15 protein-coding genes are annotated in these 22,671 nt (G+C 71.9%); 8 read left to right on the top strand and 7 right to left on the bottom strand.

What is annotated here, in order from left to right; translation table 11 throughout:
* Positions 1–79: 79 nt before the first annotated feature.
* Entirely contained in the window at positions 80–1,303 is a 1,224-nt protein-coding gene (locus ABIH81_RS18060; RefSeq protein WP_349876070.1) for a multidrug effflux MFS transporter, read from the top strand.
* An 11-nt stretch (positions 1,304–1,314) separates the two neighbouring features.
* On the opposite strand, the gene ABIH81_RS18055 is transcribed toward ABIH81_RS18060, so the two are convergent.
* Complete coding sequence (locus tag ABIH81_RS18055; protein WP_349876069.1) at positions 1,315–2,244, bottom strand: carbohydrate kinase; 930 nt, start codon at positions 2,242–2,244, stop codon at positions 1,315–1,317.
* Between the two features lie 328 nt (positions 2,245–2,572).
* Between ABIH81_RS18055 and ABIH81_RS18050 the strand changes: the two genes are divergently transcribed.
* Positions 2,573–3,706: a lytic polysaccharide monooxygenase gene (locus tag ABIH81_RS18050; RefSeq protein WP_349881144.1), complete on the top strand. Its 1,134-nt coding sequence runs from the start codon at positions 2,573–2,575 to the stop codon at positions 3,704–3,706.
* A gap of 59 nt (positions 3,707–3,765) precedes the next feature.
* On the opposite strand, the gene asnB is transcribed toward ABIH81_RS18050, so the two are convergent.
* Positions 3,766–5,727 (bottom strand): asparagine synthase (glutamine-hydrolyzing), encoded by a 1,962-nt coding sequence (asnB, locus tag ABIH81_RS18045; RefSeq protein WP_349876068.1) that lies wholly within the window; start codon positions 5,725–5,727, stop codon positions 3,766–3,768.
* Between the two features lie 113 nt (positions 5,728–5,840).
* Between asnB and ABIH81_RS18040 the strand changes: the two genes are divergently transcribed.
* The 3 genes from ABIH81_RS18040 to ABIH81_RS18030 all read left to right on the top strand — a co-directional run bounded on the left by ABIH81_RS18040 (position 5,841) and on the right by ABIH81_RS18030 (position 11,647).
* Positions 5,841–7,316 (top strand): aminopeptidase P family protein, encoded by a 1,476-nt coding sequence (locus ABIH81_RS18040; RefSeq protein ID WP_349876067.1) that lies wholly within the window; start codon positions 5,841–5,843, stop codon positions 7,314–7,316.
* A 266-nt stretch (positions 7,317–7,582) separates the two neighbouring features.
* Positions 7,583–9,442 (top strand): hypothetical protein, encoded by a 1,860-nt coding sequence (locus ABIH81_RS18035; RefSeq protein WP_349876066.1) that lies wholly within the window; start codon positions 7,583–7,585, stop codon positions 9,440–9,442.
* A gap of 285 nt (positions 9,443–9,727) precedes the next feature.
* Positions 9,728–11,647: a hypothetical protein gene (locus ABIH81_RS18030; RefSeq protein WP_349876065.1), complete on the top strand. Its 1,920-nt coding sequence runs from the start codon at positions 9,728–9,730 to the stop codon at positions 11,645–11,647.
* 69 nt (positions 11,648–11,716) lie between these two features.
* Here the strand turns inward: ABIH81_RS18030 and pulA are convergent, their stop codons facing one another.
* Complete coding sequence (pulA, locus tag ABIH81_RS18025) at positions 11,717–17,212, bottom strand: pullulanase-type alpha-1,6-glucosidase (RefSeq protein WP_349876064.1); 5,496 nt, start codon at positions 17,210–17,212, stop codon at positions 11,717–11,719.
* Between the two features lie 138 nt (positions 17,213–17,350).
* Positions 17,351–18,037, bottom strand: a complete 687-nt coding sequence (locus tag ABIH81_RS18020) for a cellulose binding domain-containing protein (RefSeq protein WP_349876063.1) — start codon at positions 18,035–18,037, stop codon at positions 17,351–17,353.
* A 154-nt stretch (positions 18,038–18,191) separates the two neighbouring features.
* Between ABIH81_RS18020 and ABIH81_RS18015 the strand changes: the two genes are divergently transcribed.
* Positions 18,192–18,791 (top strand): GNAT family N-acetyltransferase, encoded by a 600-nt coding sequence (locus ABIH81_RS18015; RefSeq protein WP_349876062.1) that lies wholly within the window; start codon positions 18,192–18,194, stop codon positions 18,789–18,791.
* A gap of 39 nt (positions 18,792–18,830) precedes the next feature.
* On the opposite strand, the gene ABIH81_RS18010 is transcribed toward ABIH81_RS18015, so the two are convergent.
* On the bottom strand, positions 18,831–19,484 hold the full coding sequence (locus ABIH81_RS18010) for a GPP34 family phosphoprotein (RefSeq protein WP_349876061.1): 654 nt from the start codon (positions 19,482–19,484) through the stop codon (positions 18,831–18,833).
* 198 nt (positions 19,485–19,682) lie between these two features.
* On the opposite strand from ABIH81_RS18010, the gene ABIH81_RS18005 reads away from it, so the two are divergent.
* Positions 19,683–21,194 (top strand): APC family permease, encoded by a 1,512-nt coding sequence (locus tag ABIH81_RS18005; RefSeq protein ID WP_349876060.1) that lies wholly within the window; start codon positions 19,683–19,685, stop codon positions 21,192–21,194.
* Between the two features lie 52 nt (positions 21,195–21,246).
* Here the strand turns inward: ABIH81_RS18005 and ABIH81_RS18000 are convergent, their stop codons facing one another.
* Positions 21,247–21,636: a hypothetical protein gene (locus ABIH81_RS18000; protein ID WP_030274248.1), complete on the bottom strand. Its 390-nt coding sequence runs from the start codon at positions 21,634–21,636 to the stop codon at positions 21,247–21,249.
* A 40-nt stretch (positions 21,637–21,676) separates the two neighbouring features.
* Positions 21,677–22,456, bottom strand: coding sequence for a hypothetical protein (locus ABIH81_RS17995; RefSeq protein WP_349876059.1), 780 nt, complete (start codon positions 22,454–22,456; stop codon positions 21,677–21,679).
* Between ABIH81_RS17995 and ABIH81_RS17990 the strand changes: the two genes are divergently transcribed.
* Positions 22,455–22,646 (top strand): hypothetical protein, encoded by a 192-nt coding sequence (locus tag ABIH81_RS17990; protein ID WP_139135452.1) that lies wholly within the window; start codon positions 22,455–22,457, stop codon positions 22,644–22,646. The genes ABIH81_RS17995 and ABIH81_RS17990 overlap by 2 nt on opposite strands.
* Positions 22,647–22,671 lie beyond the last annotated feature (25 nt).

Here is a 22,671-nt window from a genome sequence, read left to right as displayed (position 1 = left end):
GTCACCCGCCTCACATCGCAATAGTTCTGACTACAGATGTAAGGTACCCCGGACGCACCGATCCAGGGGGTACCCACTCGTGAGCAACGCCGCGCCGGCCGCCGCGCGCCCGACCGCCGACCGCACCACCGCCTCCACCGGGGTGACGCTGCTGGTGCTGCTCGGCTCGCTCACCGCGATCGGCCCGCTGTCGCTGGACATGTACCTGCCGGCGTTCCCGGCCATGACCCGCGACCTCGGCGCCGACCAGGCCGGCATCCAGCTCTCGCTGACCACCTGCCTGATCGGTCTCGCCCTGGGTCAGCTCGTCACCGGCCCGCTCAGCGACCGCTGGGGGCGCCGCCGTCCGGTGCTGGTCGGCGTGGTCGCGTACACAGTGCTGGCCCTGGCGTGCGCCGCCGCGCCGAACGCCCCGCTGCTGGCCGCCGCGCGGTTCGCCCAGGGCGTCGCCGGCGGCATGGGCGTGGTGGTCGCCCGCGCGGTGGTCCGCGACCTCTACTCGGGACGGGACGCCGCGAAGTACTTCTCCCGGCTCACCCTGGTCTTCGGGGTGGCGCCGGTGGCGGCGCCGGGCGTGGGCAGCCTGGTGCTGCGGTTCGGCTCGTGGCGGGCCGTCTTCGTGACGCTCGCCGTCATCGGGGCGGTGCTCGCCGTCGCGGTCGCGCTGCGCCTGCCGGAGACGCTGCCGGCGCAGCGCCGCAGCACCGGCGGGCTGGGGGCCACCCTCCGGACCATGCGGTCGCTGCTCGCCGACCGGGTCTACCTCGGGTACGCGCTGACGCAGGGCTTCGCGTTCGCCGGGCTGTTCGCGTACATCTCCGGGTCGTCGTTCGTGTTCCAGGACGTCTTCGGCGTCTCCGCGGCGGTGTTCAGCGTCGTCTTCGGCGTCAACGCGCTCGCCCTGGTCGCGGTCGGGCAGGCGAACGCCCGGCTGCTCGACCGGTTCACGCCGCGCCGGCTGCTGGTCACCACGCTCGTGGCCGGCCTGGTCACGGCGGCCGGGGTGCTGACCGGCGCGCTGGCCGGCAGCCTGGCCGTGACGGCGGTGGCGCTGTTCGCCTTCGTCGGCTCGCTCGGCATGGTGATGCCGAACAGCACCGCGCTGGCGCTGGACGCGCACGCCCGGCACGCGGGCACCGCCGCCGCGCTGATGGGTGGCATCCAGTCGGTCGTGGGCGCGCTGGCCGCCCCGCTGGCCGGGCTCGGCGGCGAGGGCAGCGCGCTGCCGATGGCGGTGGTCCTGGCCGGTGCCGCGTTCCTGTCCCTGACCGCCGTCCTGACGATGGCCCGCTCCCGCCCCTGAGGGCGGGCGGGTCACGGGAAGCGGGCGGCCACCCGGGTACGGGTGGGCATGGCGGTGGCGCCACCCGGGGACTCGCAGACCACCGCCGCCACCCGCAGCGCGAACGCGACCCGCTCCCGCCAGCCGATCGGGTCGACCGGCTCACCGGCGGCGAGCAGCTCGGCCACCAGCGCACCCATCACCGAGTCACCGGCGCCGGTGGCGTCCACCGCCGTCACCTTCGGCGCGGGTACGCGTACCACGTCGTCGGCGGCGGCGACCAGGGCGCCGTCCGCGCCGAGCGTGACCACGACGGCGCTCGCGCCCAGTTCCCGCAGGTACGCGGCCACGCCCGCGACCGGCTCGTGCGGGTAGAGCACCCGCGCGTCGGCGGCGCTGAGCTTGACCAGATGCGCGGCGGCGGCGAACTCGGCGACCACCGCGCGCAGACGGTCGAGCGCGTCCGGCGCGGTGAGCAGGCTGGGCCGGACGTTCGGGTCGAACACGCGCAGCCCGCCGGCGATCGACCAGGCGCGGCGGGCGGCGGCCAGCACCGGCGGCTCGAGCAGCACGATCGAGCCGCAGTAGAGCACGTCCGCGCCCTCGATCAGCGCCACGTCCAGGTCGTCCGGGCCGAGCAGCGCGTACGAGCGGGGCTCGCCGTAGAAGCGGAAGTCGGGCTCGGGGCCGGCGAACGTGGCCACCGCGAGCGCGGTCGGCGCCGGCACCGTCACCGTCCCGCTCACGTCCACCCCGGCGCCGGTGAGGAAGGCGCGGATCCGCCCGGCCAGCGCGTCGTCGCCGAGTGACCCGACGAACCGCGCGTCCCCGCCGAGCCGGGCGACCGCCACCGCCACGTTGAGCGGCCCGCCGCCGATCGCCTGCCGGTAGACGGGCTCCCCGTCGTGTGCGGCTTCCAGCAGATCCACGAGCGCCTCGCCGAGCACCACCGCGTAACCCATCCTGGCTCCCCTCGTCGTCCTCCCCCGATCCTGGCGCATGCCGGGGTCGCCGCGCGCCGCGACCCGGACATCGAGCAGCACCTATTGCGGGCCGCGCCCCGACATGGTGGGATGGCGGTGCCGGGTGACGACGCGGGGGGCTGCCGCGTCGCCGGCCGCCGGGTCGAGCCGACGCGAGGGCATCCACGGTCCGTGGCAACGGACCGCAGGCGGTGCGCGCCCGCCGACGGCCCCGGCCGCACGCCGACCGGGCGCGGGCACCGCGATCGTCGCATCCGCTCGTCGCAGCGGGGCGGGCCGAACCGGGCCACGCTCCGCGAGTCAGGAGATCCCCGTGCACCGATCCCGTACGGCCGCGTTGCTCACCGCGGCCGCCACCCTGGCCCTGGGCGCGTTCGCCCTGGCCACCAACTCCGGACCGGCGGCCGCGCACGGCGCGGCCATGACGCCGGGCGCCCGCACCTACCTGTGCTGGAAGGACGGCCTCACCGGAACCGGTGAGATCCGGCCGAACAACCCCGCCTGCTCGTCGGCGGTGGCCGCGAACGGGGCGAACTCGCTCTACAACTGGTTCAGCGTGCTGCGCTCCGACGCCGGCGGGCGCACCGTCGGGTTCATCCCGGACGGCAAGCTGTGCAGCGGCGGCAACCCCGGCTTCAGCGGGTACGACGCGGCGCGCAACGACTGGCCGATCACCCACCTGACGGCGGGCCGGTCGATCGAGTTCCGGTACAGCAACTGGGCCCACCACCCGGGCACGTTCTACTTCTACGTGACCAAGGACAGCTGGAGCCCGAACCGGCCGCTGGCCTGGAGCGACCTGGAGGAGCAGCCGTTCCTCCAGGTGACCAACCCGCCGCAGCGCGGCGCTGTGGGCACCAACGACGGCCACTACTACTTCAGCGGCAACCTGCCGTCGAACAAGAGCGGCCGGCACATCATCTACTCGCGCTGGGTCCGCTCGGACAGCCAGGAGAACTTCTTCGGCTGCTCGGACGTGACGTTCGACGGCGGTAACGGCGAGGTGACCGGGATCGGCTCGGGCGGCAGCCCCGGCCCGACCACCCCGGCGCCCACCACGCCCGCCCCGACGACGCCCGCGCCGACCACCCCGGCGCCGACCACGCCCGCGCCGACCACGAGCCCGAGCATGCCGTCCGGCTCCTGCATGGCGGTGTACAAGGTGGTCAGCGCCTGGAACGGCGGCTTCCAGGGCGAAGTGATGATCATGAACCACAGCACCCGGACGTACTCCGGATGGACCGCGAACTGGACCTGGCCCAGCGGCCAGACCATCAACCAGGTGTGGAACGGCACGTTGAGCGGCAGCGGGGCGTCGGTGAGCGTCTCCAACGCCGCCTACAACGGCAGCGTCCCGCCGGAGGGCACCACCACGTTCGGCTTCACCGCGAACTTCTCCGGCACCAACTCCCTGCCGACCGTCACCTGCACCGGCAGGTGATCCCGCAGTGAGAAGGGCCCCCGGGGGCGTACCCCGGGGGCCCTGTCACGTCTGCCGGCTCAGCGGACCATGCTGCCGACGACCGGCTTGGTGAGCAGCGCGGACTGGTTGCGCTGGATGCCCGGGTCGAGCGTCTTGGCCACGAAGATGGCGTGCCAGATGCAGAAGATCAGCACGGTCCACACCTTGCGGGAGTGGTCGGCCTCCTCCCGCTTGTGCTCGTCCAGCAGGCGCATCGCGTACGACAGGTCGATCAGGTCACCGGCGCCCGAGGTGGCCAGCACGTGCCGCGCCCACTCGTACATCTCGCCGCGCAGCCAGACGCGGGTCGGGGTCGGGAAGCCCAGCTTCTTGCGGTTGACGATGGCCGGCGGCACGACGCCCTGGAGGGCCTGGCGCATCGCGTACTTGGTGGCCTCGGAGCGGGGCGGCAGCTTCAGGTCGACCGGGATGCCGGCGGCGACGTTGAACACCTCCCGGTCCAGGAACGGCACCCGCACCTCCAGCGAGTGCGCCATCGAGATCCGGTCGGCCTTGACCAGGATGTCGCCGCGCAGCCAGGTGTAGAGGTCGACGTACTGCATCTTGGTGACGTCGTCCAGCTCGGTGCACTCGGCGTAGATCGGCGCGGTCACGTCGGTGTAGCGCACCGAGGGGTCGTAGCGGCGCAGCAGGTGCTGCTTCTCCTCCTCGGTGAACATCCGGGCGTTGCCGTAGTAGCGCTGCTCGATCGGGGTGGTGCCGCGCTCCAGGAAGCTCTTGCCCTTGACCCCCTGCGGGAAGGCCTTGGACACCGCGCGCAGGCCCTTCTGCACGCCGTCGGGCAGGCTGTTGACCGCGTTGAGCGACAGCGGCTCCCGGTAGATCGTGTAGCCGCCGAAGAACTCGTCCGCGCCCTCGCCGGAGAGCACCACGGTGACGTGCTCGGCGGCCTTCTTCGCCACGAAGTAGAGCGGCACCAGCGCCGGGTCGGCGACCGGGTCGTCCAGGTGCCAGACGATCTTCGGCAGCGCCTCGATCATGTCCTGCGGCCCGATCTTGGTCGGGATCGTGGTCACGTCGAGGTGCCGGGCCGACTCCTGGGCCACGTCGATCTCGGAGTAGCCGGGCACGTCGTAGCCGACGGTGAAGGTGAGGATGTTCGGGTTGAACTCGCGGGCCAGCGCCACCACCGCGGTGGAGTCGATGCCGCTGGACAGGAACGAGCCGACCGGCACGTCCGAGCGCATGTGCATCCGTACGCTCTCGCGCAGCGTCTCCCGGATGTCGTGGTAGAGCCGCTGCTCGTCGGAGACCGGGGCCGGCCGGAACACCGGGCGGTACCAGCGGCGCACCTCGATCCGGCCACCCGGGGTCCAGGTCAGGTACTCCCCCGACCCGATCCGGCTGATCCCCTTGTGCAGCGTGCCCGGCTCCGGCACGTACTGGAGGGTCAGGTAGTGGCTCAGGTTGGCGGTGTCGATGCCCGCGTCGCCCTGGTACGCCGAGTGCGCGAACGGCAGCAGCGCCTTCTTCTCCGAGGCGAGGTAGAGGCCGTCCTGCGTCTGGAGGTAGTGCAGCGGCTTGATGCCGAAGTAGTCCCGCGCGCCGAAGGCCCGCCGCTCCTGCCGGTCCCAGATCACGAACGCGAACATGCCGCGCAGCTTGGTGAGCACCTGCTCACCCCAGTAGTGGTAGCCGGCGACGATCACCTCGCCGTCGCCGTTGGTGGCGAACTGTGCGCCGTAGTCGCGGATCAGCTCCTCACGCAGTTCGATGTAGTTGTAGATCTCGCCGTTGAAGGTGAGCAGGTAACGCCCGCCCGCGTAGGGCAGGGGCTCGTGGCTCAGGGCCACGTCGATGATCGCCAGGCGCTTGTGCGCGAACACGCCGTCCGCGTACCGGCCGGACGCGTCGCCGACCACCTCGACCCCTGTCTCGTCCGGGCCACGGTGGTGCAGGCACTCCAGTGCGCCGGCGATGTTGTCGCGGTGGGCGGCGGCGTCGCCGCGCGCGCTGAAGAAGGCCAGGAGTCCGCACATGGCCGCCATCTTTCCACGCGCCGGAAGCCACCGTCGCGGCACCGCAGGCACCTCCCGCTGCCGTGCGCGCGGTACCGTCGGGACCAGCGACGAGGCTCAGGGAGGGGCGGATCATGGCCGAGGAGCGGACCCGGCAGGGCAAGGCGGCGGACGGCACGGAGTCGCACGACCCGGATTTCCCGGAGGCGTTCCTGTCGTTCATGCGGCAGGGCTGGCGGGACACCGAACTGCCGGTCACCCCGCGCCCGGAGGCGCCCAACCACGCCAAGCGGCGGGCCGCGCTGGCCGAGGCCTTCCCGGGCGAGACGCTGGTCATTCCCACCGGCAACGAGAAGGTACGCGCCAACGACACCGACCACCGGTTCCGGCCGGGCAGCGACTTCGCGTACCTGACCGGCGACCTGGAGCCGGACAGTGTCCTCGTGCTGCGGCCGGGCGGCGAGCCCACGCTGTTCATGCGGCCCCGGTCGTCCCGGGCGACCGACGAGTTCTTCCGCAGCCGCCACGGTGAGCTGTGGGTGGGCCGCCGGCCGACGCTGCGGGAGAAGTCCACCGAGCTGGGCCTGCGGACGGCCGACCTGGGTGAGCTGGACGCGGCGCTGGCCGAGCTGGCGCCGGGGCGTACCCGGGTGCTTCGCGGTTTCGACGCCCGGGTGGACGCGGCCGTGCGTCCCTACGACGGCGCACGCGCCGAGGGGCAGCCCGGCCGCGACCGGGAGCTGGCGATCGCGATCTCCGAGCTGAAGCTGGTCAAGGACGAGTGGGAGATCGCGCAGCTCCAGGAGGCGTGCGACGCCACGGTGCGCGGCTTCGAGGACGTGGCACGGGCCCTGCCCGCCGACCGCGGGGTCTCGGAGCGGCTGCTGGAGGGCGTCTTCGCGCTGCGCGCCCGGCACGACGGCAACGACGTCGGCTACGGCTCGATCGTCGGGGCCGGCGAGCACGCCACGATCCTGCACTGGGTGCACAACCACGGCGCCACCCGTCCGGGTGAGCTGCTGCTGATGGACATGGGCGTGGAGAACCGCAACCTCTACACCGCCGACGTGACCCGGGTGCTCCCGGTCGACGGCCGGTTCACGCCGTTGCAGCGTCAGGTCTACGACGCGGTGTACGCCGCGCAGCAGGCCGGCATCGAGATGTGCCGGCCCGGCGTGGCGTTCCGGGACGTGCACCTGGCCTCGATGCGGGTGCTGGCGGAGGCGCTGAAGGATCTCGGGCTGCTGCCGGTGAGCGTGGACGAGGCGATGGACCCGGCCTCCACCGTCTACCGGCGGTGGACGCTGCACGGCACCAGCCACATGCTCGGCATCGACGTGCACGACTGCGCCAACGCGCGCAAGGAGACCTACCGCGAGGGGCCGCTCGGCGAGGGGTACGTGCTCACCGTCGAGCCGGGGCTCTACTTCCAGCCGGAGGACGAGCTGGTCCCGGAGGAGCTGCGGGGCATCGGCGTGCGGATCGAGGACGACATCCTGGTCACCGCCGGCGGCCCGGTGAACCTGTCGGCCGGGCTGCCGCGCGCCTCCGCCGACGTGGAGACCTGGCTGGCCGAGCAGCGTGAGGCGGGCCCCCGCCTGCCCGGCTGATCCCCGCGGGCCGCAATCTCCGGCGGGCCCCACCACCGCGCCTCCACGGCAGGTGGTGGGGCCCCGCCGCTGTCTGGGCCGTTCCGGTCCGCTCACGTGGTTGGTCACGGACCGCCGATCGTGGGAGGAATGCGGGCTTTTTTCGGATACGTCTCCCTCGCGAGGAACCTTCTCATACGGTGCTGATCAGAGGCTACAACCGGTTTGTAGCTGGTCGCCCGGCCTGGGGCGGAGCGACCCGTTTGGGAAGAACCGAAGGGGCTCTCATGTCGAACGACGTAACCACACCCGACGGCGGCGCGCCGATGGCGCCCCCGCCGCGGACGAGCAGGCGGCGGGCGCTCTGGGTCGCCACCGGCGTGGCCGGGCTGACCGGCGTCGTCGGGCTGGCGGCGCTCGGCGGTCTCGCCGCCCGCGACGACAAGTCCGGCACTGACCCGGTGGCGGAGAACCACGCCGCCGCGCCGCAGAACGCCGGTGACGACTCCCGCGCCGAGGGCGGGAAGGGCGGCGAGAAGGGCGAGGACGGGTACGGCAAGGACGGCAAGGACCGTGGCCAGGAAGGCCGCGACCACGGCGAGTGGGGCAAGGACGACCACGGCAAGACCCGCGAGGTCCCCTGCGACGACGACGCCCTGGTCGACGCCCTCGACCTGGCCAACCGCGACCACGGCGGCACCCTGAAGCTCGCCGAGAACTGCACCTACGACCTCCGCGTCAAGGACCGCAAGTTCGGCTCCGCCCTGCCCGAGATCAAGCAGGACGTCACCATCAAGGGCAACGGCTCCACCATCAAGCGCGACGCCGAAGACACCTTCCGTATCTTCCGCGTCGTCGACGGCGGCGACCTCACCCTCAAGGACCTCACGGTCAAGGGCGGCAACGCCAACGAGTTCAAGTACGGCGGCGGCGCTCCCGGCGGCGGCCAGCCGCCGGCCGCCGCTCCGGCTGTCGCGGCCCCGGCCCCGGCTGTCGCGGCTCCGGCCGCGGCGACCACCGCCACCACCGCCACGCCCGTCGCCGACGGCATGAACGACGGCATGAACGGCGGCAAGGACGACGGCAAGGACGACGACAAGCGAGTCGAGGGTGACGGCGGCGCGCTGCTCGTCGAGCGCGGCGGCAGCGCACACCTGTCCAACGTCAAGCTCGTCAACAACAACGCCGAGGGCGACGGCGGCGCCATCGCCAACTACGGCCGCACCTGGCTCAAGGAGAGCAAGGTCGTCGACAACCACGCCCAGGGCGACGGCGGCGGCATCTACAACGAGGGCACCCTCAAGGTCGAGGAAACCCACGTCGACGACAACACCGCAGCCGGCAACGGCGGCGGCATCGCCAACGGCACCGGTGAGCACCACGACGGGCCGGTCGACCTCGCCTCGGCCGCGAAGGCCGGCAAGGGTGAGCACGGCAAGCACCACGCGGGCACCGTCGAGATCATCGGGGCGCACGAGGGTAAGGACGCCTCGCTGAGCACGCTGAGCCACAACCGGGCGGGTCACAACGGTGGTGGCCTGTTCAGCAGCGGCGGCTGGGTCACCGTCTCGTTCACCGCGATCGGCGGCAACGTCGCCTGCGGCAACGGTGGCGGCGTCTACGCCGAGAACACCGACCTGCTGCTGAAGAAGATCCACGTGGCCGGGAACCACGCCGACGGCGACGGCGGCGGCGTGGTGACGACCGGCGGGCGGGACTGGTCCGGGAACGGGGCCGAGAAGGACGGCCTCAAGGGGAGCGCCACGATCGCCGACAGCGCCGTCGTGGACAACACCGCCAACCGCTTCGGTGGCGGCATCTACAACGGCGAGTGGCTCGTCAAGATCGAGGACGGCTTCATCACCCGCGACCACGACAAGGACGACAACGCCACCCTCACCATCCGCGACACCGACATCAAGGGCAACACCGCCCTCAACGGCGGCGGCATCTTCAACAACAAGGCGAAGATCACCCTGACCAAGACCCACGTCACCAAGAACACCGCCACCGACTCCAGCAAGCTCCACCGGGTCGCCGGCGGCGTCCTCAACAACGAAGGACACGTCAAGCTCGACGACAAGTCCCTCATCAGCAACAACGACCCCACCAACTGCGCCAACACCGTCGAGGACTGCTTCAACTGACGGAACCACCACATAACCGGGGAGCCCTCCCCGCGCCACGGCGCGAGGAGGGCTCCCACCCCGGAGCAGCCCGGCTGGCCGTGGTGTCCCCCGGCGGGGCATCCGGACCGCACTGCGCCTGCCCATCCCACCCGCACCCTTATGCGGGTTTTTTTCGTGTATGGCCACGAGGCGAAGAAGGTTCTCATACGGTCATCTTCAGCAGCTACAACCGATTTGTAGCGAAGGCCGCCTCGCCAGGGCGAAGCGACCTTGTCAGGTACAAGGAGAGGGCAGAGAGCTCCGATGTCCAACTACCTTCGCAATAACGATGACGCCACCAGCAAGACCATCTCCCCGCTCCGGCGTCGCCGGATGTGGCTCGCCACCGGCGTCGTGGGCCTGACCGGAGCGGTCAGCCTCGCCGGTGTGGCCTACGCGACCACCGGGGTCACCGGTCCGCACCGGCTCGCCGACGTCAAGTGGTCGACCACGCAGCAGCTCAGCGACGGCGACCACGGCGACAAGGGCGAGTACGGCAAGGACGGGTACGGCAAGGACGGCGAGGACCGCGGCCAGGAAGGCCGCGACCACGGCGAGTGGGGCCCGGACAAGGGCGAGTGGGACAAGGACGGCAAGGACGACCACGGCAAGACCCGCGAGGTCCCCTGCGACGACGACGCCCTGGTCGACGCCCTCGACCTGGCCAACCGCGACCACGGCGGCACCTTGAAACTCGCCGAGAACTGCACCTACGACCTCCGCGTCAAGGACCGCAAGTTCGGCTCCGCCCTGCCCGAGATCAAGCAGGACGTCACCATCAAGGGCAACGGCTCCACCATCAAGCGCGACGCCGAAGACACCTTCCGTATCTTCCGCGTCGTCGACGGCGGCGACCTCACCCTCAAGGACCTCACGGTCAAGGGCGGCAACGCCAACGAGTTCAAGTACGGCGGTGGCGGCGCTCCCGGCGGCGGCGGGGCTCCCAGCGGCGGCCAGGCGCCGGCCGCCGCCCCGGCCGCCGCCCCGGCGGTAGCGGCCCCGGCCCCGGCCCCGGCTGCCGCCGCCCCGGCCCCGGCTGTCGCGGCTCCGGCCGCGGCGACCACCGCCACCACCGCCACGCCCGTCGCCGACGGCATGAACGGCGGCAAGGACGACGACAAGCGGGTCGAGGGTGACGGCGGCGCGCTCCTGGTCGAGCGCGGCGGCAGCGCGCACCTGTTCAACGTCAAGCTCGTCGACAACAACGCCGAGGGCGACGGCGGCGCCATCGCCAACTACGGCCGCACCTGGCTCAAGGAGAGCAAGGTCGTCGACAACCACGCCCAGGGCGACGGCGGCGGCGTCTACAACGAGGGCACCCTCAAGGTCGAAAAGACTCACGTCGACGACAACACCGCAGCCGGCAACGGCGGCGGCATCGCCAACGGCAGCGGCTTCTCCGGTTCCGGTGGGCACGGCCCGGCGGCGTCCGAAGCCCCGAAGGGCTACGACAAGAAGGACCACGACAAGAAGAAGGACAAGCACCACGACGCCGGCACGGTCGAGATCTACGGTTCCGACCACGGCAAGGACGGCGTCAAGTCCAGCCTGTCGGACAACCGCGCCGGCAAGAACGGTGGCGGCCTGTTCAGCAGCGGCGGCACCGTCACGGTGTCCTTCACCGCGATCACGGGCAACACCGCCTGCGAGAACGGTGGCGGCGTCTACGCCGAGAACACCGACCTGCTGCTCGAGAAGGTCCACGTCGCCAAGAACCACGCCGACGGCAACGGCGGCGGTGTCGTGGTCACCGGCGGCAAGCACTGGGGCTACCCGAACGACAAGGAGCACGCCAGCGCCACCATCGCCGACAGCAAGATCGTCGACAACACCGCCAACCGCTTCGGTGGCGGCATCTACAACGGCGAGTGGCTCGTCAAGATCGAGGACGGCTTCATCACCCGCGACCACGACAAGGACGACAACGCCACCCTCACCATCCGCGACACCGACATCAAGGGCAACACCGCCCTCAACGGCGGCGGCATCTTCAACAACAAGGCGAAGATCACCCTGACCAAGACCCACGTCACCAAGAACACCGCCACCGACTCCAGCAAGCTCCACCGGGTCGCCGGCGGCGTCCTCAACAACGAAGGACACGTCAAGCTCGACGACAAGTCCCTCATCAGCAACAACGACCCCACCAACTGCGCCAACACCGTCGAGGACTGCTTCAACTGACCTGACGGCCCGGGGTACACGACCGGCCCCCTGCCACGTGACGTGGCAGGGGGCCGGTCGGCCGTGTGGTCAGCTCTGGACGAACACCGCCACGCTGCGCGCGGGCACGGTGAACGTGCCCGCGGCCCGGTCGAACGACGCGGTACGCAGCGCCGGGTCGGCCGAGTTCCGCAGCACCGGATGCAGCGCCACGTCCGCCCCGCGCAGCCCGGTGACGGTCTGCTTCGCCGTCTCCGGCGTGGCGTTGAAGACGACTGTCACCGACTTCCACTTCCCGTCCAGCCCTCGCGCGTCGAGGGTCATGGTGAGCACGCCCGGGGTCTCCTTCGTCCCGGACAGCGGGAACGCCACCCGCTTCTGCACCTGCTCGGCGGTGTCGAGCCCGAACACCGGCGAGGACCGGCGGACGCGCAGCAGCTCCGCGTACCGGGCGTCGGCCAGCTCGATCGCCGCGCAGTCCGGCACCAGCGACGGATCGGCCAGCAGCGGCTTCGCGTACGACCACTTGTCCTTGTTGTCGGCCTCCGGCGGCAGGCCGGCACCGAACCCGTTGCCCTGGGCGCAGTCCCACCGGATCTGGTTGAACCAGTCACCGGAGTTGTACGAGTTGCGGTCCAGCGACTTCGAGCGCAGCCGCTCCGAGCCGGTGGTGACGAACCCGGCACCCTGCCCGAGCGCCGTGGTCGCCAGCGCGAGCACCTGCATCCGGGCCCGGTCCTGCGCCGAGGTCCCCTGCGGCAGCTTGTACGCCAGCGCGTCGTACAGGATCTCGTTGTCGTGCGCGTCGACGTAGGTGACCGCCTCGCCCGGCGCGGCGGTGTATCCGGCCGGGGCGCCGTTGTAGTCGACCTGCGCGCCGGTGACCCGCTTGCCGGTGGAGTCGGTGAACCGGTAGCCGCGCAGGTTCCCGGTCAGCCCCACCTTGATCAGGTCGTGCTGGTGCAGCAGCCGGGCCCGCTGCTCAGCGGCCGAACCGTTGACCTCGTCGCCGTTGGGGTCGGTGTAGAGGCCGGAGGCGAAGCCCTGCACCCGCGGGTTGGCGTCGAACGGGCCGCCGCCGCGCACCGCGTCGCGGAGCCGGTCGTTGAACGTGCCGACGCCGGTACCGGCCATGTTGGCCTGGGTGGCCTGCGTGAACCGGGCGTCGTCGGCGACCTCGCCGAAGTTCCAGCCCTCGCCGTACAGCAGGATCTTGCGACCGTCCACGCCGTCGCGGGCGAGCGTGAGCTTGTCCAGCGCGGCCCGTACGGCCAGGATGTTCGCCTTCGGGTGGTGGCCCATCAGGTCGAACCGGAAGCCGTCCACCTTGTACGCCTTGGCCCAGGTGACCAGCGAGTCCACCACGAGCTTGCCCATCATGGCGTGCTCCGGCGCGGTGTTGGCGCAGCAGGTGGAGTTGGCGACGGTCCCGTCCTCCAGGAGCCGGTGGTAGTAGCCCGGCACCACCTGGTCGAGCACCGACTTCGGGTCGGCTCCGGCGGCCGAGGTGTGGTTGTAGACCACGTCCATGACCACCCGCAGGCCGGCCTTGTTCACCCCGGCGACCATCTGGCGGAACTCGGTGGTGCGCTTCGCGCCGTTCGGGTCGACGGCGTACCCGCCCTCGGGCACCGTGTAGTGCAGCGGGTCGTACCCCCAGTTGTAGCCGTCGGTGCCGGCGACCGCCGCGACGCACTTCTGCTGCTCGTCGGAGTCCGGCGGCAGCGCGGCCAGGTCGCAGGCCGGCTGGGCCTGGTCGGCCCGCTTCTCCGGGATGGTGGCGAAGTCGAAGGCCGGCAGCAGGTGCAGGTGGTTGACCCCGGCGCCGCCGAGCGCCCGCAGGTGCTTCATGCCTGCCGTGTCCGGATCGGTGAACGCCAGGTAGGTGCCCCGCCGCTCGGCCGGGACCGTGGTGTCGGCGATGGAGAAGTCCCGCACCGACAGCTCGGAGATCTGGACCTTCGACGCCGGCGGGGCGGCCGGCTTGCGCAGGTTCGCCCAGCCGGCCGGCGCGAGCGCCGGGTCGGCCAGGTCGACGATCTGGCTGTGCGTGGAGTTCGGCGCGAGCGCCACCGAGTACGGGTCGGTCACCGACGCGGTGACCATCTTCTGCGTGGCCGGCTGCCACGCCTGCACCCGGTAGCGGTAGTAGCGGCCGTTCCACGCCTTCGTGCCGCGTACCGACCAGACGCCGGTGCGGTCGTCGCGGCGCATCGCCACGCTGGCCGGCTGGGCCGTGGGCGAGTCGAACAGCTCCAGCGACACGGTCCGCGCGGTCGGCGCCCACACCGCCAGGGTGGGCACCCGGCCGGCGAACGTCGGGCCGAGCTTCGCCCCGGTCGCGGCCGCGTAGACGTCGTCGAGCACGCCGGGGATCTGCACGCTGGTGGCGGCGAGCAGCGCGCCGTCGGCGTCCCGCTCGGTGACCACGAGCTGGCCGCGCAGCGCCGCCGGCACCTTGGCCAGGTCGGCGCGGTCGAGCGTGAAGGCGCGTGCGGCCCAGAGATGGGGGTACGCCTGCCGTTGCGCCTCGGTCAGCCCGTTGCGCTGCGCCCGCAGCCCGATGGTGGTGTACGTGCCGGTCAGCTCACCGTCGGCGAGGCCGATCCCGCCGGCCGGGGCGACGGCGAGCGCGTACCGCCTGCCGTCGGTCGGCCCGGTCGCCCACGCCACCGTGGACCTGTCGATCCACTGCGCCTTCTGCTTGGTCAGGTCGAGATCCTTGGCGGCGCCGGACGTGGTGGCCGGCAGCAGCCGCCCCTTCACGCCGGCCAGGAGCCACACCTCGCGTCCGGCGGTGGCGAAGTCGAGCCGCTGGTCCTCGGGATGATCCTTCTCGTCGCCGGAGTGAAGGATGTAGCTCAGCCCGCTCGCCCCGGCCGCGAGGGGCACCCGGAACACCGCGCCGTACGCGTCGATCTTCTCCGGCTTGAGCGGGGCGGCCCAGTCGGTCGGGGTGGCCGCGCCGTCCCACAGGTGCAGGCCCCAGCCGTCGTAGTTCCCGTCGGCCTTGCGCCAGTGGATCAGCGCCGTGTCCTGGGCGACGGGCGGGTCGGGCTCGCCGGTGGCGGCCTGCCGCGTCGGGTAGACCGCCGGGTCGCCCTGCTTGACCCAGACCTCGCCGGTGGCCGTCACGTCGATGGTGCGGTCGTTCGCGACGTCCTTGTTGCCGTCGCCGTCGATCACGAGGAAGCCGACTGTCTTCGCACCGGGCTTGAGCTTGACCCAGGCGAACCGGCCGTACGAGTCCTCACCGGCGAACGGCTGCCCGGCGGGCCATTCGGTCACGTACGCCGGGTCGATGTCGCCCCAGGCGTAGAGCCGCCAGTCGTCGTACCCGCCGGCCGGGCGCTGGTAGTGCACGATCGCCCAGTCGCGCGAGGCGCCCTGCGCGGGGGTGCCGACGGTGCCGGTGGCGCGGGCGGTGGCGGTGCGGCCCTTGCCGTCGCGGACCACCGCCTTGTACTCCACGCGGGTGCCGCCGGGCAGGCCGGTCAGGTCGTGGTGCACCGTGTACGGCGCGCGCTGCGCGCTGCCCAGCAGCGTCCACTTGCCGCCCGCGACCCGGGCGGCGAACGTGACCGTGGCGAGCGGGTCGCCGGTCACCTGGGCGGTGACGGCGGCCTTGCCGGGGACCGGGGTGTCGCCCGGCTCGGTGATCGTGATCTTCGGTGCCCCGGCCTGCGGGATCGCCCGGTCGGCCTTCAGCACCAGCGCCGACATCGCCGGCACGGTGACGCTCAGCTTGCCGTCCGCGCCGGCCGTCGCGCCCGCGGCGCCGCCGTACACGCCGGTGAAGCGGGCGCCGGCCGACCAGGTGTCCACCGTGACAGTCTGCGGCGTCGCGGCGTTGTTCACCGCCGCCACGTACTCGATCCGGTCGGACGGCAGGACGCGGGAGAACGCGAAGACGCCCGGCCCGTCGGCCGCGTACCGGGTCACCTGCACGCCGTCGCGCAGTGCCGGGTGCGCCGCCCGCAGCTTGCCCAGCTCGGCGACGGTCCGGTAGAGCGGGTGGCGGGTGTCGTACTGGTCGACGGCGTGGGTACGGGTGGTGCCGATCAGGTCGTCGTCGAGGTAGTCGGCGGTCCGCGAGGCGAACATGTCCTGCCGGGCGTCCTTGTCCCCGCCCGGGCCGGTGAAGCCCTGCTCGTCGCCGGAGTAGACGACCGGCTGGCCGCGGGTGAGGAACATGAGCTGGTGGGCGAGCCGGCTGCGGTTCAGCTGGGTGGCGTCGTCACCGCCGGCGGCGGCGACGAACGAGCCGATCCGGCCCATGTCGTGGTTGCCCAGGAACGTGGTGAGCCGGTTGGCGTTCGTGTCCCGCGCGGAGTACAGGTCGTCCTTGGCGTAGACGTCGGCGAGCGCCTTGGCCGAGCCGTCGGCGGCGGCGTAACCGCGTGCCGCCTCCTGGAACGAGAAGTCGAGCGTGGCGGGCAGCCCGCCCTGCCGCACGTAGGTGGACTGGATCTCCTGCTCGGCGCTGTAGACCTCGCCGAACATGAAGAAGTCCTTCTTGCCGGCCTCGGCCGCCGCGGCGTCGATGCCGCGGGCGAACTGCGGCCAGAAGTCGAGGTTGGCGTGCTTGACCGTGTCGAGGCGGAACCCGTCCACGCCGGTCTTGCCGATCCACTGGGCGTAGATGTCGGTCATGCCGCGGACCACCTCGGGACGCTCGGTCCACAGGTCGTCGAGGCCGAAGAAGTCGCCGTACTCGCTGTTCTCGCCGGCGAAGGTGGAGTCACCGCGGTTGTGGTACATGGTCGGGTCGTTGAGCCACGCCGGTACCTTGACCTTCGCGTCGGCCGGGGTCGCGAACACCGGGGTGTACGGGAACGACTTCTCGTTGACCGCGGGGAACTTCCGGGTGCCGTCGGCGTAGTTGCGGTCCTCGAAGGGGCGTCCCTGCGCGTCGCGGTAGGGGGCGGTCTTCTTGTCCACGTAGCCGTACTTGTCCTCGGCGTACCGGATGACGTCGGCGGTGTGGTTGACGATGATGTCGAGGTAGACCTTGATGCCCCGCCGGTGGGCCAGGTCGACCAGCTTCTTCAGCTCGGCGTTCGTGCCGAAGTGCGGGTCGACCTGGGTGAAGTCGGTGATCCAGTAGCCGTGGTAGCCGGCCGAGACGTCCGCGCCGGTGCCCTGCACCGGCCGGTTCTTGAAGATCGGCGCGAGCCAGATGGCGGTGGTGCCGAGACCCTGGATGTAGTCCATCCGGTCGATCAGGCCCTTGAGGTCGCCACCGTGGTAGAAGCCCTTGTCGGCCGGGTCGAGGCCGGTGGTGAGCCGGCCGCCGGTCAGGCCGCCGGTGTCGTTGCGCTTGTCGCCGTTGGCGAACCGGTCCGGCAGGACGAAGTAGAACTGCTCCGCCTTCTTGGTGCTGGTGGCGGCCTTGAGCAGCGCGTCGGGGGACGGCTCGTGGTTCCACTGCGGAGCGTTGCCGGCGGCCAGGACGTCGGGGGTGGCGGCCGGGCCGGTGGTGTCGGCGCCGAGCTGGTGGAGGGCCACCGGCACGCCGACGAGAGTGAGTACGAGGGAGGTGACCAGGGCGAGCAGCGCCTTGGGGGATATCGGCGGCGGTTTCATCGACGGCCTTTCTCTGGTCGCTGATTCGCCCGCACGCTAGCCCTTGCCGAAACATTCTGCAATACCTTGCAAACCATGCCGCAACAAAGCAGTTACCTTGCAAGAGGCGCCGACGTCGGCCCCTACCGGGGGCCGGATCTAGCGTTCGGCGCAGGGCGTGCCGTCGACCGTGCAGCTCACCGGCCGGGTGCCGGCCCGCTCGATGTGGAACCGCACCGGCAGGGACTGCCCGGGGGCCAGGTCGAACCCGCTGCGGTAGGTGAACACACCGTCGTCGAAGCGGAACACACCCTGCTCGGCGCCCTCGACCCAGGCGGTGACCAGCCGGCCACCCGGGAACACCGCGCGCACCGTCCAGCCCCGCGGCGTACGCGCGGTGTTGACGAGCAGCACCTCACCGATGAAGCCGCCGTCGAAGGCGTTCGGCACGCTGTACCGGCCGGTCACCGCCGACGGCGGTGCGGAAGGCGGCGGCGGGGGCGGCACCGGCCGGGCCGCGCCCCGGGGGCTGGGGGTCGGCGCGGCCGGAGTCGGCCGGGCGGGCAGCACCGTGGACCGGGGCGACAGACCCGGCACCACCGCGGCGGTGGCGGAGACCGGCGACGGACCGGTGGCGGTGACCGCCGTGGACGTCAGCGGAACGTTCGGCAGCGACATCACCGGATCCGCCGGACCGGCAGCCGGGAACGTAGTGCGGCCCCGCACCGAACCGAGCGCCACCACCAGCAGGACCACCATCACGACCACGCCCGTGGCGACGAGGATCCAGGGGGACGAGGTCATGGCGGCCCCGGGCTGCGGGCCGGGACGACGCGTGCGGGACATGGTCCTCCTGTCGGGGTCCGGGCCAGCGTAGCCACCCGGAGCAGGTCGCGGCGAGCGCCGGGGATCGGGGCCTGCCGCACGGCGCGGACACCTGATACCTTGCACGCCGATCAATGACCACAATGGCTCGTCGAGCCGGTAGGACGGTTGGCCAGTGACTGAGTGGCAGGGCGACATCCGGCGGGCGTCCACGGCGGACGCCGCCGTCGTGACCGCGATCCTCGCCGAGGCGTTCATGCGTGATCCGGTGAGCGGCTGGGTCTTCCCGGCCGACGACCACCGCGCCCGGGTCCATCCCGCCTTCTTCGGTCCGTTCGTCGCGCTGGCGCTGCGCACCGGTGAGGTGCACGTCGCCGGCGACGGCCTGGGCGCCACGCTCTGGCTGCCCACCGGCGACGGTCACGACGCCGACGAGGGCGACGAGTTCGACGAGATGGAGGCCGCGATCGGCGCGGAGGCCATGAAGCGGTTCGGCGTGCTGGACGAGATGATGAGCGCCCGGCACCCGGGCGAGCCGCACTGGTACCTGCCCTTCATCGGGGTGCACCCGGACCATCACGGCAAGGGCGTCGGCTCGGCGCTGCTGCGTAACAAGCTGGCCGAGCTGGATCAGGCCGGCACCGCGGCGTACCTGGAGGCCAGTTCGCCGCGCAACGCCGCGCTCTACGAGCGGCTCGGATTCCGGCGCCGTCCGGTCACGCTGGACCTCCCGGAGGGCCCCAGCCTCTACCCGATGTGGCGCGACCCGGCCTGACCGGTGCCGTCCCGCCCCGCGTCGGCCCGGGGCGGGACGTCATCGCCGTATCGTCGTGGTGGTGACGTCGAGCGCGCCCACGACGGCGGCGAGCAGCCCTTCGAGCTGAGCCGGCAGGAACCGGCGGCAGTCGCGCATCCGCGTGGCCACCTGCGGGTCGAAGATGTGCGCGGCCAGCCCGACCGCCTCGGCGAGGGTCGCCAGCAGCAGCGTGCCCGGGTCCAGTTCGGCCGGGGACGAGTGCATCAGCATCGCGGTCAGCCGCACCCGCGGTGAGGCCGCCTGGTTCGGGTCGACGGCCGGCCAGCGCACCGCCCGGCCGATCAGCTTGCCCTGCTCACGGCGGAGCACGCCGGCGGTGACCAGCCGGGTGCCCACCCGCTCGTTGATGTTGAGCTGGGTCCGCAGGTAGCGGATCCACAGCCGGGCCGGATGCGCCCCCTCGCGGCGCAGGATCTCGGTGATCAGCAGGTCGGTGAGCGGCTCCTGCCACAGCCGCGGATCGACAGCGGCGATCCCCCCTCCGTCGAGGGCGATCCGGCCCTCGAACATCAGCTCGGCGAGCGCGGCGCCGGCCAGCCCGCACTCCAGCCGGTCGACAGCGACGTGCGGCTTGCCGGTGAACTCGTCGTGTCCGATAAGGAACAGCGCATCCGCAAGCCGGTAAGTGGCCTGCGCCCCGGGGTAGGTCATGGTCCATCCTCGAACGGTGGCCGTGATCGTCGACACGGGACGGTACGGCATGACCACGCACAGCTCAATTCCGGCCGATCACGCGCACCCCGATCGATATCGAAGCGGGGTTGTCACGATCCGTGATCACCAATACCCTGCTTCAGGTTGTTCCGAAGTAGACACATCAATCCCCTCACCCCCTCCCCTGGAGAAGCCTTGTCCTCCGATCCGTTCTTCTCCGACGGTGGGCTGCGCCGCGGTCGTCTCGGCACCGCCCACCTCGTCTTCTTCACCGTCGCCGCGTCCGCCCCGTTGACCGTTCTCGGCGGTGGTGTCACCACCATGTACGCGGTCAGCGGCAACATCGGCGCAGCGCTCGGATACGTGCTCCTCGCCGCCGTGCTCGCCGTCTTCGCCACCGGCTACGCCGCGATGAGCCGGTACGTCGCCAACGCGGGCGCCTTCTACGCGTACATCGCCAACGGCCTCGGCCGGGCCGGCGGGGTGGCCGGCTCGGCGGTCGCGCTCGCGGCGTACAACGCGATCCAGATCGGTCTCTACGGCCTGCTCGGCGCGATCCTGGGCGACTTCATGGCCGCCAAGACCGGCATCGAGCTCGACTGGTGGGTCTGGGCGCTGCTGGCCTGGGTCTTCATCGGCGCGCTCGGCGTCCTGCGCATCGACCTCAACGCCACTGTGCTCGCCGTCCTGCTCATCCTCGAGTGCGTGGCCGTGCTGATCTTCGACCTGGTCGCCTTCGCCAACCCGGACGGCGGCACCGTCACCACCGCCGGCATCAGCCCCGGCCACCTGTTCGGCGCCGGCTTCGGCGCGGTGCTCGCGTTCACCATCGCCTCCTTCACCGGCTTCGAGAGCGGCGCCATCTACAGCGAGGAGGTCAAGGACCCGCGGCGCACGGTGGCCCGGGCCACCTACATCGCGGTGGCGTTCACCGGCCTGTTCTACGCCTTCTCGGCCTGGGCGCTGACCGTGCTCACCGGTCCGGAGAACGCCCCGGCGGCCAGTGCCGAGGCGGGGCCCGGCATCATCTTCGGCGCGCTCGACCAGTACACCGCCGCGGTCGTCGCCGACATCGCCAACGTCCTGTTCATCACCAGCGTGCTGGCCGCCCTGCTGTCGTTCCACAACGGCGTGGCGCGTTACCTGTTCGCGCTGGGCCGGGAGCGGGTGCTGCCGGGCTTCCTCGGCGCCACCTCCAGCCGCAGCGGGGCACCGGTCGCGGGCTCGCTGGTGCAGAGCGTCCTCGCCGTGGTGGTGTTCCTGGCGTTCGCGATGACCGGCCGTGACCCGGTCATCGACCTGTTCACCTGGCTGTCCGGCGCCGCGGCGGTGGGTGTCGTGCTGCTGATGACGCTCACCTCGGCCTCCGTGGTGGGCTTCTTCCGGGGCCGTCCCGGCCCGGAGAGCGCATGGCAGCGGGTGATCGCCCCGGCGCTCGGCACGGTCCTGCTCACCGCCGTGCTGGTGGTGCTGCTGTTCAACTTCGACGCGCTGCTCGCCCCCGACACCGCGAGCTACCTGAAGTGGCTGCTGCCGGCGATCCCGGTGGCGGCGGGCGTGGTCGGCCTGATCTGGGGCGCGATTCTGCGTGCCAGCCGGCCGGATACGTACCGCCGGATCGGCCAGGTCACCGAGGAGGGCCTGCACGAGCCCGGCCTGCACCCGGCCCCCGAGGCCGACCGCTGGGCCGGCGCCCACCACCGCTGACGCCCGTCGGTGCGGCGGCCGGCCCGCGCGGCCGGCCGCCCCACCACCACGATCAGGCGGTACGGATGACGGTGCAGATCACCGGGCCGTCCTCGGTGGTGCGCAGCAGGTAGCGGTAGCGCTCGCCGGGCACCGCGCCGCCCTGGCTGTCCAGGAACTCCCAGCGCACCGCCACCTCGGTGAGCAGTGCCGAGATCTGCTGCACGTCCTCGATCTGCGCGTTCGCGGCGACGAGTTCCCGCTCCTGGTAGTCCGGCGCGGCGCCGACGAAACTGAGCGCCACCGCCGCGGGTGAGGTGAACGAGAAGCTGTAGGTGTCGGCGACCACCAGCCCGGGCAGGGCGTAGCAGCCGGCGATGGCCGGCACGTCGGCCGTGGTCAGCGCCACGCCGTACCGGTCGAAGAAGTCGGTGAGCGTGTCGAGGTCGGTGGAAGCCGTCACGACGCTCCTCATTACCGGCCCGCGCCGGTGGCAAACCTGGTCAACGCGGCGGGATCCGCACCTCGATCTCGGCGCCGAGGTGCGCGCCGCCGCACAGCGCCAGGTCGTCGCCGCTCCAGAACCGCCCCGGGTCGTACCAGTTGGGCCGCCGCCCCTCGGGTAGCAGGCCCATCGCCTCATAGGTCACCGCCACCACCTCGGCGCAGTACGCCGTCTCCAGAGCTGCGGCGTTCTCGCTGCTGGTGCCGCCGGTTCTGCTCGTGTCGCCGGTCTCGCGCCTGTCGCCTCCGTCGCCGGCCTCGCCCCGGTTGCCGATCTCGCCGCTGTCGCCCCTGTCGCCGGCCTCGCCCCGGTTGCCGATCTCGCCCAGGAGGCCGCCGAGGCTCAGGCGGCGCGGGTGCGGCAGCCGGCCCCGGGCCCACCGCCAGGCGAGTTGCGCGGTGGACGGGAACGGCGTCCCGTCCAGGCGAGCCACGGTACGCAGCACCGCCTCCTCCATCGCCGTGTCGGCCGGTGGTTCGAGCTGGCGCAGCCAGCCCCGCTGGCCGTACCGGTTGGCCCAGACGCAGACCGCGTCCCGCAGGTCGTGCAACTGCACGCCGCGCTGGTGGGTGCCGGTCCACATGTCCGGCAGCGAACGGCCCAGCTCGGCGTGCCACATCAGCGGCGGCATGTCGTCGAGCACCACGGCCATGCCGACGTGGTTCACCGGGCTGTTCGTGGTGAGCTGGATGGCCCGGTCGGGCACGCTGCGTCCGTGGAACACCCACAGATCGCCGGTGCGGGTCAGCTCCACGGCCTCGTCCAGGCTGATGCTCATGGAGGACTACCCTATGCGGATGCGGCAACGGATGCGGTGGTGGAAGGTACTCGGTCTCGCGGGTCTCGCCGGCGTCGCGGCGACCGGAGTGGTAGTGGCGCGGGCCGAGCGGCGGCGCCGGGCGTACACCCCGGAGGAGATCCGGGACCGGCTGCGCGAGCGGCACGCCAAGGCCTCGTCGTCGTCCTGACCGGACGGTAGCGGGCGGCGGGTTC

The sequence above is a fragment of the Micromonospora sp. HUAS YX12 genome (assembly GCF_040215685.1).
GTDB lineage: Bacteria > Actinomycetota > Actinomycetes > Mycobacteriales > Micromonosporaceae > Micromonospora > Micromonospora tulbaghiae.
Note: the sequence above shows the minus strand (reverse complement) of the source record. Positions and strands in the feature narration are given on the sequence as shown.

Excerpts from the sequence above, each read along its gene's own strand:
- ABIH81_RS18040 (WP_349876067.1), top strand. The coding sequence starts at position 5,841 with ATGGCCGAGGAGCGGACCCGGCAGGGCAAGGCGGCGGACGGCACGGAG.
- ABIH81_RS18030 (WP_349876065.1), top strand. The coding sequence starts at position 9,728 with ATGTCCAACTACCTTCGCAATAACGATGACGCCACCAGCAAGACCATC.
- ABIH81_RS18010 (WP_349876061.1), bottom strand. The coding sequence starts at position 19,484 with ATGACCTACCCCGGGGCGCAGGCCACTTACCGGCTTGCGGATGCGCTG.
- ABIH81_RS18055 (WP_349876069.1), bottom strand. The coding sequence starts at position 2,244 with ATGGGTTACGCGGTGGTGCTCGGCGAGGCGCTCGTGGATCTGCTGGAA.
- ABIH81_RS18020 (WP_349876063.1), bottom strand. The coding sequence starts at position 18,037 with ATGTCCCGCACGCGTCGTCCCGGCCCGCAGCCCGGGGCCGCCATGACC.
- asnB (WP_349876068.1), bottom strand. The coding sequence starts at position 5,727 with ATGTGCGGACTCCTGGCCTTCTTCAGCGCGCGCGGCGACGCCGCCGCC.
- ABIH81_RS17995 (WP_349876059.1), bottom strand. The coding sequence starts at position 22,456 with ATGAGCATCAGCCTGGACGAGGCCGTGGAGCTGACCCGCACCGGCGAT.
- ABIH81_RS17990 (WP_139135452.1), top strand. The coding sequence starts at position 22,455 with ATGGAGGACTACCCTATGCGGATGCGGCAACGGATGCGGTGGTGGAAG.
- ABIH81_RS18035 (WP_349876066.1), top strand. The coding sequence starts at position 7,583 with ATGTCGAACGACGTAACCACACCCGACGGCGGCGCGCCGATGGCGCCC.
- pulA (WP_349876064.1), bottom strand. The coding sequence starts at position 17,212 with ATGAAACCGCCGCCGATATCCCCCAAGGCGCTGCTCGCCCTGGTCACC.